This window comes from Microcoleus sp. FACHB-SPT15, assembly GCF_014849525.1.
Classification (GTDB): Bacteria; Cyanobacteriota; Cyanobacteriia; order Cyanobacteriales; family Coleofasciculaceae; genus Symplocastrum; species Symplocastrum torsivum.
Genome location: NZ_JACJNU010000070.1, coordinates 60,805 through 75,070 on the forward strand (window position 1 = coordinate 60,805; position 14,266 = coordinate 75,070).

Annotated in this window: 9 protein-coding genes; 5 read left to right on the top strand and 4 right to left on the bottom strand. The window is 46.6% G+C overall.

Annotation, left to right across the window (positions count from 1 at the left end; all coding sequences use genetic code 11):
• Positions 1-165: 165 nt before the first annotated feature.
• Positions 166-4,275: a PAS domain S-box protein gene (locus tag H6F98_RS30570; RefSeq protein WP_192222506.1), complete on the bottom strand. Its 4,110-nt coding sequence runs from the start codon at positions 4,273-4,275 to the stop codon at positions 166-168.
• A 499-nt stretch (positions 4,276-4,774) separates the two neighbouring features.
• Between H6F98_RS30570 and alr the strand changes: the two genes are divergently transcribed.
• The gene (alr, locus tag H6F98_RS30575) at positions 4,775-5,980 is read left to right on the top strand and encodes an alanine racemase (protein ID WP_192222507.1); all 1,206 of its coding nucleotides are present in this window, start codon (positions 4,775-4,777) and stop codon (positions 5,978-5,980) included.
• A 76-nt stretch (positions 5,981-6,056) separates the two neighbouring features.
• Here alr and H6F98_RS30580 read toward each other — a convergent pair whose 3' ends face one another.
• Positions 6,057-6,428: a translation initiation factor gene (locus H6F98_RS30580; RefSeq protein ID WP_192222508.1), complete on the bottom strand. Its 372-nt coding sequence runs from the start codon at positions 6,426-6,428 to the stop codon at positions 6,057-6,059.
• Positions 6,429-6,824: 396 nt separating this feature from the next.
• Here H6F98_RS30580 and H6F98_RS30585 point away from each other — a divergent pair, with 396 nt between their 5' ends.
• Entirely contained in the window at positions 6,825-8,006 is a 1,182-nt protein-coding gene (locus H6F98_RS30585) for an alpha/beta fold hydrolase (RefSeq protein WP_192222509.1), read from the top strand.
• A 417-nt stretch (positions 8,007-8,423) separates the two neighbouring features.
• Here H6F98_RS30585 and prmC read toward each other — a convergent pair whose 3' ends face one another.
• Both prmC and H6F98_RS30595 read right to left on the bottom strand, forming a co-directional pair.
• Positions 8,424-9,359 (bottom strand): peptide chain release factor N(5)-glutamine methyltransferase, encoded by a 936-nt coding sequence (gene prmC / locus H6F98_RS30590; protein WP_192222510.1) that lies wholly within the window; start codon positions 9,357-9,359, stop codon positions 8,424-8,426.
• A gap of 24 nt (positions 9,360-9,383) precedes the next feature.
• Complete coding sequence (locus tag H6F98_RS30595) at positions 9,384-10,187, bottom strand: Tic22 family protein (protein ID WP_192222511.1); 804 nt, start codon at positions 10,185-10,187, stop codon at positions 9,384-9,386.
• A 724-nt stretch (positions 10,188-10,911) separates the two neighbouring features.
• Between H6F98_RS30595 and H6F98_RS30600 the strand changes: the two genes are divergently transcribed.
• The 3 genes from H6F98_RS30600 to H6F98_RS30610 all read left to right on the top strand — a co-directional run bounded on the left by H6F98_RS30600 (position 10,912) and on the right by H6F98_RS30610 (position 14,104).
• Positions 10,912-12,684, top strand: coding sequence for a Mu transposase C-terminal domain-containing protein (locus tag H6F98_RS30600; RefSeq protein WP_242058776.1), 1,773 nt, complete (start codon positions 10,912-10,914; stop codon positions 12,682-12,684).
• A 74-nt stretch (positions 12,685-12,758) separates the two neighbouring features.
• Positions 12,759-13,601, top strand: coding sequence for a TniB family NTP-binding protein (locus H6F98_RS30605; protein ID WP_192222512.1), 843 nt, complete (start codon positions 12,759-12,761; stop codon positions 13,599-13,601).
• Positions 13,601-14,104 (top strand): TniQ family protein, encoded by a 504-nt coding sequence (locus H6F98_RS30610; RefSeq protein WP_192222513.1) that lies wholly within the window; start codon positions 13,601-13,603, stop codon positions 14,102-14,104. The genes H6F98_RS30605 and H6F98_RS30610 overlap by 1 nt, the downstream gene beginning before the upstream one ends.
• The last annotated feature ends 162 nt before the right edge of the window (positions 14,105-14,266 follow it).

A 14,266-nucleotide genomic window follows, 5' to 3' on the forward strand; every position in this document is an offset into this window, starting at 1 on the left:
TTCATTCTCACGTTTGCTAAGTAGGGCTTAGGATTATTCCTAGAATTGCTTTAATTTTAAACAGATTACTTCTGCTTGATTCAAAAGAAAGCTAGATCAAGGGAATTACAGCCGTTTCTAATTGTAGGTAACATAGATTAGGGAGGTTAGCTTACGTGAAAATACTTATTCTTTTTCTACCAAATATTTTTTTACAAGCTCCAGAATTTGTTTTTCTTGAAAACGTTGGGCTAAATCACAGATTTGTTTGACAAACGGGACGAATTTCTCATCTAACTGTTCAAGGCGTTTGGCTTGTTCACTGATACCTTTGATATCGCCCATCATCGCAAGGTCGTACAAGATGGTAAGTTCTGAGGGGGGTGGGGGAACAAGAGTGTTTTCTACTGAGCTAAGAGGAACCTCTAGCTTTTCCCCTTTTTTCTCTTCATAAATCCATTCCAGCCCCAGATGCACCTCTAACTGTCTAAATAAATTTTCGGCTTGTACAGGCTGGGGAATAAAACCATTGCAGCCTGCGGCTAAGCACTCCTGCTGCTTGTACTCAAAGACACTGGCGGATGTCGCAAGTACAACAACATCTTTCAACTCAGGTGATTGCCGAAGTTGGCGAGTCGCCTCCAATCCGCCCATTCTTGGCATCATCAAGTCCATAAAAATTACGTCGGGCTTGGTTGCTAGTGCTTGATAAAGACAATCTTGACCATCTACGGCTTCAATCACCTCAAACCCCAAGGGTAAGAGGAGATTGGCAAGGACAGAACGATTTTCCCACTTGTCATCAGCAATTAAGGCTTTACGCGCACGACCCTGAAAGCCTGCGATCGCTTTTTTATTAGCAACAGCTATATCCTGCCAATCCAATACTTGCGGCAAATCTAAATCCACCCAGAAAACGCTACCTTGACCGAGTGTGCTTTTTACTCCTAGTTTGCCCCCCATCAACTGAACTAACCGTTGGCTAATAGCAAGCCCCAATCCAGTGCCGTTATGCCGACGGCAAGTGTCGCCAATTTGATGGAATGGCAAAAAGATTTCGGCTAATTGCTCTGCTGCCATGCCGATACCTGTGTCTTCGACAATGAAGCGCATTTTGTAAGTTGGGGGAATTGGGAATGGGGAATTGGGAATGGGGAATTGGGAATTGGGGAATTGGGAATTGGGGAATGGGTGACGCTGGTTTACGTCCGGTTCTTCCGAGAAAGGAAGCGCAGACTGGTTGGGGGATTGGGAAGATGCCCAAATGTAGGGAGATTCTGTAGAGTTGTTCTCGGAATCAGACTGTCTTCCCAAGGGGATATCCTCTTCCCGATTCCCGATTCCCGATTCCCCATCCCCTCCTACATAGCCAACTTTGAAGGTTACTCCACCGACATCGGTGAATTTGACGGCATTACCCAGGAGGTTGATTAGGACTTGCCGCAAGCGTTTTTCATCACCTATCACGCCACTAGGCAGTTCTGAGAGCTTCTCGTAACGAAAGGTGATGTTTTTTTGTTCGGCATGGATGCGGACGATTTCGACCAGGTTTTCTAGAAAGTGGGGAAAGGAAAATTCACTAGGATAGAGTTCCATTTTCCCAACTTCGATTTTCGAGAGGTCGAGGATGTCATTGAGCAGAGTGAGCAAGTGTTCGCCGCACTGCTGAATGATGTCTAAGCCTTGTTGTTGCTTAATGCTAAGTGATGATTCTCGTTTGAGGATTTGGGTATATCCCAGAATGCCGTTCAAGGGAGTACGCAATTCATGACTCATGTTTGCCAAAAACTCGCTTTTGGCACGATTAGCTGCTTCAGCGTCTCGTTTAGCTTGCTCTAGGTGGAGATTTTGCTCAGCTAATTGCTGTTTTGTTGTGATTTCTTGTTCAAGGAGTTGGCTTTGAGCTAAGGCAATCCCCACTTGGTCAGCAAGTTGGCGTAAGAGTTCCGTCTCGAAAGCCTCCCACTGTCTGGAACCATCACATTGACGAGCGATTAGCAAGCCCCAGAGTACGTCCCGTTGGAGAATCGGCACGACCAAGTTGACTTTTACATCAAACGGTTGGAGCATTTCGATATAGCCGCTTGGCACTTCAGCTTGATAAAGGGTACTGTTACGCTTTCCTCCCTTGCCATAGGGTTGTAGCGAGGATTCAGCAAGAGAGAGTTCGTTGATATCCTCCCCCAAAAGGCTCTGAAAATCAGTCCCTAGCGCCTCGGTAAGAATGGTTCCCGAACCATCCGGTCGGAGTTGGTAGACTAAAACTTGCTCAACTTGGAGAATACGTCGTACTTCTGTAATCGTGGTTTCGAGAATGGCTTCGAGTTCCAGCGACTGACGGATTTTGAGAGTAATTTCCGCAAATAGCTGCCGTTGTAGAGTTTGGCAGTGTAATTCGGCTTCAGCTTGCTTGCGAGTTGTGATGTCTTCGGCAATCCCAGCTAAACGGTAAACTGACCCTTGTTCATCATGGATCGGAAAGACACGATCGCGTACCCACCGGATTGACTCGTCTGGTCGGACAATCCGATACTCTTCGTCATACTGTCCTTGACCTTGGTATTTTAAGGCAGCGAAGATGCGATCGCGATCAAGCGGATGAATTGCCTCTAACCAGGAACATGGCTGTTGATACAAGCTTTGTGAGGTGCGCCCCCAAATCCTCTCATAAGCAGGGCTAACGTAGATTAACTGGTGGGGTTCTAGCGAACTCATCCAGAAAACCTCATCAATGTTTTCTGCGAGTTGGCGAAAGCGTTCTTCACTGGCGCGTAGTGACGATACCACTTGTTTGCGATCGCTAATATCCGTGTGAGTCCCCACCAACCGCACCACCTCACCCGTTTCGTCCCGAATCACCAAACCGCGTGAGAGTATCCAGGGAACTGAACCATTACAGTGGAGTATCCGAAACTCTAAGTCCCACTGCGATCTTTGACCAACAAAAATTTCCTCCCAACAGGCTTTTACTGCCCCCACATCGTCAGGATGAACCCACTTCATAAATTGCTCAAAGTGGACACCATCCCTGTCTAAGGGGGAGCCAATCAATTGACGATATTGTGGCGAGTAATAGTAGGTGTTTGTCTTCAGGTTGACATCAAAAAGCCCACTGTTATTCGCTTGAATCGCCAGAGCAAACCGCTCCTCACTCTCTCGTAGAGCTTCTTGGGATTTCTGGCGTTCAGTGATGTCCAGCGCCATAGAAGCAACTCCGAGGACATTGTCTTGAGCATCAATCAGGGGTGTATGGTACCACTCACAAACAATGGCGCTACCGTCTTTTTTCAGGCTTTCATGACAAGAATGCCTGCCACCTTTACCGGACAAAAGGTCTTCTTTGATTTGCCTCACCTGTTGAATAGCACTTTCAGGCATAATCAGTTTGGCAACATCACACCCCAAGGCTTCAGCTTTGGTATAGCCAAAAATTGCTTGTGCAGCCGAGTTCCAATCAACAATTTCAAACTCGGTATTCCATTCCACTACCGCCAAAGGCGTGTGCTGAATTAGGAGAGACAGCCGTTGCTGAGACGCTCTTAGCTTCTCTTCGCTCTCGCGTCGGGCAATTTCTGCCTGTTTATGTTCAATCACCTCACATCGCAGTTGATGATTGGATGCCCTTAAAGCAGCCGTTCGCTCTTCAACACGATTTTCCAGCTCAGTATTCTTTTTTGCCAGTTCCTCAAGCGTCTGCTTGTACTTCGTGATATCTTCAACCGTGCCTTCGTAGTAGAGGATAATGCCCTTAGCATCACGGACAGCACGCACATTTTCCGAAATCCAAATCACCGTGCCATCTTTGCGATAAATTTGTGATTCAAATGCCGACACCGCATCATCCTCATGCAACCATCGTTTTAACTCGTTAGACGCTGAAGGGTCAACGTAAAGTTGGTGTCCGATATTGGTCAAACTAGCAATCAGTTCAGCGGGAGATTCATAGCCATAAATCCTTGCCAACGCTGGGTTCGCGCTAAGGTATCGTCCGTCAGGTGTCGCCTGAAAGATACCTTCAACCGCGTGTTCAAAAATATGGCGATATTTTGCTTCACTGATTTGTAACAACTCTGCTATTGTTGCCCGTTCCGTTACTGTCGCTGCCAAGACAAGCGCCGTCACCGCTACAACGTCCATCGAAATTTGTAGGAGTAAAACAGTCCCAGTCCTATCGTGAGCTTCGGTAATGAAAAGACCAATACCGACAGCCGCTTCCCAAACAGCAATGCTCGCGATAAGTAAGGTGCTAAGTACAGCAACTAAGTATCGCAAAAACCGATTTCGAGTCAGGATCATGTTGAGAAAATTTCTAACCGTCGTTTTTAAAAGAGTTGTAGGAATGAATGAGTAAGACAGTAGAGTTTTTAATTTGTAAATCCAAAACTATTAACCGGATAACTAGATGTTGTTGGAATTACTACGCACCACGAATGTAAAAGGGTAGTTTGCGAAGTGAGCTTTCCTCATTCATAGCTCATCATTTCTCAATTCATCAAAATCCACGAATTATTAGGGGTGAGTTTAAATAGACAATAAACTTTCCTACAGGTAGAGAAATTGCAAGGAAAACATATTTGATAAAACAGCAGTTATCTGTTGCTTTTCCTATAGGCTGGTGCTTTATCCGGGAATAAATCACCGATCCCAGCCTCCTCAAATTGATTGACTTACGATAAGCCTGATTTAAGATCAACTGACAACTGACCAAGAATGGTGGCGTGGTGTTGCCTCCCGCCCTGATGAAGGAATAGCATAACGCCACCGATCGTTGTGAGTGATTGAGGAGTGAAGAATCATGCAAGAACTAAAGCCAACTACGAAGGTTACGCCTAAACAGCGTGAAGAAACGCTCAAGAACACTGACGAGGCAAGAGGTGGGCTTTGTCAACGGGCGTGGGTTGAAATTGATCATGGGGCATTATCCGATAATGTGCGGCAACTGAAGACGCTTTTGACTCACCCGACGCAACTGATGGCGGTGGTGAAAGCGGATGCTTATGGTCATGGTGCAGTGATGGTTGCCCAAACGGCGCTAGAAGCGGGTGCGGCTGGACTTTGTGTTGCTACATTGCCCGAAGGAATTCAACTTCGGGAAGCTGGAATTTCAGCACCAATCTTGCTTTTGGGGGCGACGAATACGCCAGCGCAAATTGAGGCGATCGCACATTGGCAGTTACAACCGACGATTTGCACCCCTCAGCAAGCGTTGGTGTTTTCGGAAACGCTTGGGGATTTGAAAACAACACTGCCAGTGCATCTAAAGTTAGACACGGGAATGTCGCGCTTAGGGATGCCTTGGCAAGAGGCAACGCAGTTCGTGCAATTGGTACAGCGGTTGCCTTATCTGGAAATAAAGAGTGTCTACTCTCATCTGGCTACGGCTGACAGTCCTGACCCTACAGTGATGAGATTACAGCATCAGCGGTTTGAAGAAGCGATCGCTCAGCTTCATAAAGCGGGTATCACTCCCCCTAGTTTGCACTTCGCGAACTCGGCTGCCACCCTCGCTGACCCAGCATTGCACTACGATTTAGTACGGGTAGGGCTTGCCCTTTATGGACTTTACCCCGCTGAACATTTGCGACCTGTCGTTGACCTTAAGCCAGTGATGCAGGTAAAAGCACGGGTAACCCAAGTCAAAACAATTCCCCCTGGAACGGGTGTCAGCTACGGTTACCAATTCATTGCTGATCGAGAACTGCGCCTTGCCGTTGTTGGGATTGGCTACGCTGACGGCATCCCTCGCAACCTCTCCAACAAGATGAAGGTACTGATTCGAGGTCAACAGGTGCCGCAAATTGGGGCGATTACAATGGATCAACTAATGCTTGATGTTAGTGCAATTCCCGACTTACAAACCGAGGAAGTCGTAACGCTAATCGGACAGGATGGAAATGCTCAAATCTCTGCTGATGATTGGGCACAATCGTTGGGAACAATTTCTTGGGAAATTCTTTGCAGCTTCAAGCATCGATTACCGCGTGTAGCTGTTGCTAAATAAGAAGCATATTTCTTGCTTGTAGGACGGGCTTTCCGGCCCGTCCAGATTAGGCAAATTAGTCGTTAGCGCTAACGGCTTAGCCACCGCTAATTTTCGCTTTGTAACCAAGCTGTATCAGAACTTCAACAAGCTTCTGAGTATGGTCACCTTGAATTTCAAGGCTATCGTCCTTAACTGTGCCACCACTACCACACTGATTTTTGAGTTGTTTGAGTAGCTGAGTTAAAGTTTCAGGTTTAACTTGAAAACCAGTAATTACTGTTACTGTTTTTCCCTTACGACCCTTACGTGAAGCTTGGACTCTTAGATTTTGCTGGTTAGGCGGTAGTTCCTGAACAGAGCGTTCAACAGCCGTGGGAGTGCTAGTAGAACCAAACTCACTATAGACAATTCGATTGCCAGAAGAATGCGAGTCGGAAGACTTATTTTTGGATTTTGATGAAGCCATATCTAGTAATGTCTCTAACAGCAATTTTACTTAACTAAGCGCAATTCTACTGTCCCGATCTGTTCCCTCTAAACAGGAAGTAGAGTGAATTTTTCTTGAACCTTTTCCTTTTCTGTTTGGAGGCAGTCCTCTAAACCATCCTGATCATAGGAGATGTCCCTTGAACACTAAGAGTATTCACTTAAGCTCGAATCCGATACGGCGGATTCATAACACAGGTACATCAAGCGGCTATCACTCCTTTGGACTAATTCCTCAGAGCTAAAAACAATCATCCAGTCGATTGAAGCGACTGCATGAATTGCGATCGCTTTCGTTCACCGTACCTTGAGAATAGCTCGATACCACACCTCCTTAAAGCACGGCCATACTGCTACCCACCAGGATTCATGCATCATGAGTACTACTCTGAACACCACTTCGACCCCTAGCTGCGAACAACTAAGCCAAACTCGACAGAGAATTGACAACCATATCCACAGTATTGACATCCATCCAGACCGTCGAGCTGGTTCCTACCCCTACTATTTGTTCCACGACGCTGGACAAGCCGTTCACGGGACAGTACTCATGTTTCATGGCTTCAGTGGTGTTCCTCATCAGATGTGGCATCTAGCAGACTACTTGTTTCGGAATGGATTTAATGTCTATCAGGCAACCCTCGCTAACCATACCTTTCTCCCTGCCGCGAAATATTGGCCCCAAGTCGATCTCAAGCCTGAGATTCTGAATCCCTTGCGGGAAAAGGTGCAGCAAGACCCTGTGTTACAAAATTACTTAGCCAATTTTGCCGCACAACCGGATTCTCAAAGCCCTAGTCCTCAACAACAAGCTGCCTTGGTAGCACGGCTACTGATGCTTGAGCCGCGTTTATTGGAGATTGTGGCAGCCGCAGAAAATGAGACTGACCCGAACTTTGAGCGCTACTTTGATTCGTCTCACATGGATTTTTTGACGGATGCACAAGCACATCTGGCAGAACTAGAGGCGATGCCTGGACCAATTTTCACAGTGGGGTTATCAGTTGGTGGTGCAACCGCACTTGCCCTAGCCGCTGCTAGACCAGACCGCATTCAGCGAGTCGTTGCCTTTGCACCACTGCTGAAGGTTTATGACCCACAACGCGAACGATACATCGAGTTAGCTGGTCCCTTGGATATCAGTGAGACAGGTTGGGACCCTTCCCTACGTTTTCCTGTAGGCGCATTTACAGCAGCCGCTCGATTTGGTGCGTTTGTGCGGCAACCTAAAAACATCAGTGTCCTAAAGAACATTCCCACGTTTCTGCCTCTGACAGAAAATGAAGATGCCGCCCATGTTCAGACTAACCTAGACTTTTTTGAAGCGATCGGCGGCAAGAACAAGGGGCATTCCTGTTATCTCTACCCTGCGAGTGATTTGGTACCACACCCAATGGTAGACCCGACGATTGTTAGCCAAGGAATGACGAATCGTTTTTGGCAAAGTCTCTACCAGGAAACCTTCCGCTTTCTATGTACTGGTGCGATCGATGCTGGCAACATGAGTAATCTGGAGCAAGACCCTAACTTACCGCAGGTGCCACCGCTTAATTCATGAAGTTGGGGAGTTGGAGAGGTAGGGAGCTGGGAAGGTGGGATAGAAATTACTCTCTCATCTCCCTTAACTTCAATGGCACTGACCTAAGGGGAAATGAGCGAGTCCAGCAGTCCAAAAAATTTCTCGATTAGAGTTGTGCTTTATGCAATAACACTGATAAACTGCCCCTTCATCAGTACCGATATAGCAATCAGCAGTCAGCTTTGGGTCAAATCGCTTCTAGCTAGGGAATTCTCTTGTCCCATTAATGTCCTAACATTTGTGGCTACTGCCATAACACCTTGTGCAGGGGGACTGGGGGCGGCACTCTGCCCCCACCGGAGATGAGAGTGAGGAGGGGGTTTGGGGGGCAACGTCCCCCAATCCGGGTTTTTCCAACAAACGATTACTTTTCGCTTAAGAAGAGTGACATTCCCCCTAAGTCCGATAAGCAAGAGCAAAGCGGTCAATACCTGCTAAGTCTGGAACTATCTGAACCTGGCAATAACTACCTTGCTGATGCAGCAGATGGACAACGGTATCAGCTTGCCCTGCCATCATTTCAATTAACCAGATACCACCAGGCTGTAGGTAGTTCGGCGAGATTTCAATTAGCTGCCGAATGCAATCTAGACCATCAATACCACCGTCAAGGGCGAGATGCGGTTCATGGTCACGCACTTCTGGTTGCAGCTCTTGTAGCCAACTGCTGGGGATGTAAGGAGGGTTTGCGACCATGCCACTCACCTGACCTTTGAGAGCGTCGAGAGGTTCCCACCAAGAACCTTGATGGAACTGAATTCGCTCTTGCAAGCCAAGCTGTTGAGCATTAAGTTGAGCAATGGCTAGAGCGTCATTACTGTAATCAACAGCGTGAATTGTGGCGGTTTTAAACGAGTCTGCTAGCCCAAGCGCGATCGCACCACTGCCAGTTCCTAAATCCACCCAATGCCCTGATTCTAGCTGTGGAGTTGAACTATTCTTCACAGCATCCACAGCTAAGTCAATCAGATACTCTGTTTCTGGGCGAGGAATTAGGACAGCCGGTGAAACATTTAGGGAAAAATGACGCCAAGGAGTTGCTCCAACCAGGTATTGAATTGGCGATCGCTCATAAAGACGTCGGTGCCATAGCTGAGATAGCACCGACAGAGGATATCGTAATTCAATTTGCGATCGCGCTTTGAAGGACTCTAAACGTAGCGTCAGCGAGTCAAGCCCAGCCACTTCTTGCAACAGCCAGTCTACTTCTGCACTAGGAATCCCCACCTCCACAGCAGATTTTTGGGCATCATGATGCCACTGCCAGAGTTCCCCTCCTGTTACAACAGGACATGCTGGAGAGTTTTGGCTTTTAAAACTCTTTTTTAGCATCACGACTGCCCAAACCTTACATCCTTATTGCTGTGGACGTTGAGGTGCAGCAGGAGCTTGCTGTGAACCTTGAGAAGCGGAGAGACCACGTATGTATTCTAAAGATTCCCGCGATGGCACAAGTACGATGTTATTCAACTGCTCATTATTGCTACTTTGCAAGGTCTGAATTACGCCCTCCAGAGTCACAGCTTCCACCTTGACTGTGGATGCCATGTTCGGCTGTTGCTGCTTAAAGCGGTCTACCAATCCCTGCAATTGCTCTTTCTCAAAGAAGAAAGGAATAACCTGCTGACCATTCTGCTGAATCGTTAAATACCCCTGATCTTCACCACCTTTCGCGACAAACAAGGGTGTACCTTGGAATTGTTGCGCTTGCTGACCACTTTGGGTCATCAATGCCTGTGCTGACTGTACCTGCTGCTGCACAGGAATGAAGGCAAAATCCAAGCCTTGTGGCTTGTTCTGATTTTCTCGATCTAGCTGGTAAACTTCCCCTAGCGAGACAGGCACAACTTGCACAGTTCTGCCCAGTTCAGGACTTTCCGCCTTCAACCGCTCAACAAAACTTTGAGCATCCCGTTGGCTAATAAAGACACCTGCAACTGACACAGCTTGATTTTGGTTTTGTCCCTGTCCCTGTGGCACTGAGGCTACTAGAGGTGACCCTTGTGCATCAGTGACAGTAAAGACAGGTACAGAGCGCAGCTTTTGAAAAACCTGATCTTCTGTCAATGCTAGCGCCCGCAGATTTTCTGTAGAGAAGGAGCCTATCAGCGCACTCCCGACTAAACCTAATATTGCGCTCAAGCGAACCAATGATTTCATCAAAATTACCTCAGCGTTTGACCTTAGATACCTCGTCACAATAGAATACCGCTCTCGCAATAGGATGACATATTGAGACGATTTAGTGAACTCACTGCATCCAATTCAGATTTTTCCACCCTATCGATTTTGCGGGCTAATTTCCACCGTTAACTCTTAATTTTTTAGTAACTCTACAGTGACCCTTTTTTTTGGGTCAATTTTCCTGACTCTGTTCAATATCGAATGTTCCATCCGCTATCTTGATGATCGGTGAATTAAGACGCTCAAACCCAACCTTAGAGTCTTAGCTCTGAAATCAAGAAAATTTATGTCGAATAACACTTTATTTGTCGTCATAACAAATTATTGTCGTCCTGAATAAGGAAGCTAGATGCCTTAGTATAAGGTAATTCTAGCCATTTTTTTAGACGCAGCTATCGCCAAGTAAATTAACAAATTAAGTGGCGTTTTCTAAAAACATAACAATTTACATGTCGCTTTTTTAAAATCTACTCAATTTGAAAGGTCGGCATTTTTTAACAAATTAAGTGTCAGTTTTTATATCAGATGGAGTAAGATACTCTTTGAGTTAGTACGTTAGTTCTACCTTGATAAATGGTGTGCTGAGTCATACTGTCGCTGTTGTCTTGAACAACAGAGGCGCACCGACACGAGTGAGCCTCTTTGAACAACTGCGCGTGTGTGACTGCTGATGAAAGCCTTTTCACGCAGGAGCATCTCTATGACTGAGATTTCGTCTGACCCTCAAAGACTCCCTAATGCTTCGCTATCAGACCTTCTCCCGATTCTCTCTGTAGATGAAGATGATGACTACGCAGAAATCCAGGAGGGAGAACAAGAGAGAGAAACCAACGAAATTGTAACTGGGCCACTCTCAGATGAAGCTCAGCTCAAGATGGAGGTAATCGAGAGTCTCCTTGCGAATTGCGATCACAAAACCTACGGGCAAAAACTAAGGGAAGCAGCAGACAAACTCGGCAAATCTGTTCGCAGTGTCCAGCGACTTGTCAAGAAGTACGAGGAACAGGGTATATCTGCCATCACAAGCACTGAGCGTTCTGATAAGGGTAGCTACCGGATTAGCTCTGACTGGCAAAAGTTCATTATTAATACCTACAAGCAAGGAAACAAAGGGAGTCGGAAAATGACTCCGGCTCAGGTAGCAATTCGGGTAGAAGGAAGAGCCAGAGAGATAGGTTTAGAAACATACCCTAGTCACATGAGCGTGTACCGCGTTCTCAATCCCCTGATTGAGCAGAAAGAAAAGAAACAGAAGGTACGGAATGTAGGATGGCACGGTTCGCAAGTGTCTCATCAAACTCGCGCCGGACAAACTTTGGAGCCAAGATACAGCAACCATACCTGGCAGTGCGACCACACCAAACTAGATATTATGCTGGTCGATCAGTATGGCGAACCTCTGGCTCGTCCTTGGCTAACGAAAATTACCGACAGCTACTCCACCTGTATCATGGGGATTCTTCTGGGTTTCGATCCCCCCAGTTCTCAAGTAGTTGCCTTGGCATTACGCCATGCTGTTTTGCCAAAACAATATGGAGCTGAATATAAACTCAATTGCGAGTGGGGAACTTATGGCGTACCAGAAAACCTATTTACTGATGGTGGTAAAGATTTTAAATCCGATCATCTGAGGCAGATTGCCTTTCAGCTTGGGTTTGAACGCCATCTCCGCGCTCGTCCCAGTGAAGGGGGTATCGAAGAGCGGGGTTTTGGAACGATCAATACAGACTTCCTCTCCGGATTCTGGGGATATGTCGGTTCAAATTTACAACAACGCCCCGAATCAGCCGAGAAAGATGCTTGCTTTACTCTACGGGAACTTGACCAGTTATTTGTGCGCTACATTGCCGACAACTACAATCAACGCCTCAGTCCGAAAGATCGGAGTCAGACACGCTTTCAGCGTTGGGAAGCGGGTTTATCGCCTCGTCCGACACTGATGCGCGAACGAGACTTAGATATCTGCTTAATGAAGAAGACTCGGCGCAGCATTTACAAAGGCGGGTATCTGAACTTTGAGAATTTGCGTTATCGGGAAAGCTATCTAGAAGCGAATGAGGGGGACACTGTCCTTGTCCGCTATGACCCCAGAGACATTACAACTATCTGGGTATACGGTTTGGAAAAAGGAAAAGAGGTTCTTTTAGGTGCGGCTCATGCTCTGGACTTAGAAACGGAGCAGGTTTCTTTAGAGGAGGCAAAAGCGGCTAGTCAGAGAGTTCGTAAAGCTGGCAAAACCATTAGTAATCATAATATCCTCTCGGAAGTGCGTGATCGCGATGCCTTCATTGAGCAAAAGAAAAAAAGTAGACAGCAGCGCAAACGGGAAGAACAGGTGCAGGTACAGCAAGTTAAACCCATATCTCAAAGCGTTGAGCCAGAGGTTGAATCCCCTAATCAAGACGCCCAACCTCAGAGCCAAAAACCGAGGGTTTTAAACTACGACCAACTTCGTAGAGATTTCGATTGGTAGATTTTCAGGCGAAATAATTTTGGGCAATCACTACAACGTTAAGCTTTTTCCCGGTTCAAAGAGGATTGAGGCAAATGGCAAGAGACGATTTTAGGCAACTAAAGGGGTTGGTGCAAAAACTCTGGAAAGACGAGCCGATTCCTGATGAATTACAACCCATAATCGAGAGACTGGCTGCTGAAACCTACGTGGAGCGGGATTTGATGACACTCATTCATGAATGGTTGGACTCTCAGCGTTTATTTAGAAAATCAGGGCGAATCATTGCGCCTCCAGGAACTGGAAAAACAGTAACTTGTGAAGGCTATTACCTGTTGAATAGACCGCAGAAAAGATTGGGACAGCGCGATATCGTGCCTGTTTTATATCTAGAAGCGACTCCAGATTGCTCGATCAGCGATTTATTGGTGCTGATTCTCGAAGCTCTTAAGGGTGATTCAGTAGGACAACCAACCTACCTTCGGAAGCGAACGCTTGACCTCCTCAAGGCTTCTAAGGTGGAAATGATTTTGTTCGATGAAGCTAACTTAATGAAAATTACTGCTTTAGGGGAACTAGCGCGAATTTTCAATCAGTTGAAGATTTCAATTATTTTGGTGGGGACAGAGGAGCTAAATAATCTCGTTACGCGCAAAGAGTACATTCACGACCGCTTTAAGAAGTGTTATCGCTTTGATGTTTTAACTAGGGGAGAGTTTAAGCAAATGGTAGAAACGTTGGAAGCAGAAATTTTACAGCTACCCGTCCCCTCAAATCTGGCAGTTGAGGGAATATTAGAGAAGCTATATCTAAAAACGAGCGGAAAAATACGCCATTTAGATTGGGTTCTCAGAGAAGCTACTATTTTCTCCCTAAGAAAAGGATTTAAGCAGGTTGACAAGGCAACTTTGTTTGAAGTTTTGGAACGATTTGAGTGATGGATAGAGAGAACCAGCAACCTCAGCGTTTTGCCGTTGAACTTCTAGAAGGAGAAAGCCTCAGCCATTTTCTGGGGCGCTTCCGTCGAGCAAATTCCTTAACAATTACTGCATTGGGTAAGATAACAGGGCTTGGTGCAGTGGTGGGACGATGGGAAAAGTTGTACCTGAATCCGTTTCCTTCTCGGCAGGAGTTGGAGGTGTTAGCGGATGTCGTGATGGTTGATGCGGATAGGCTCGCTCAGATGCTACCGCCCACAGGTGTAACGATGAAGCCAAGACCCATTCTGTTATGTGCGGTTTGTTATGCAGAAAACCCCTATCATCGGATTGAGTGGCAGTTTAAGGAGCGACGGGGATGCGATCGCCATCAGTTGCGCTTATTAGTGAAATGCACTAACTGTGAGACTCCGTTCCCGATTCCAGCATTATGGGTAAAAGGGGAATGTCCGCATTGTTTTTTGCCGTTTGCGACGATGGCGAAACGGCAGAAGCGCTGTTGAACCGAGAGCCCCGTATTTGCTAGAGCTTGCTCCCCAGATAGGCAACCAAACCCGATTACAGCGATGGGAAACTAAGTTAACTTCTGCTCCCCGCCTAATGCGGGAAGAGGATTTAGATATTTAGACTTTACTGTGGGGGTGAACATTACACCGTCACAAGCT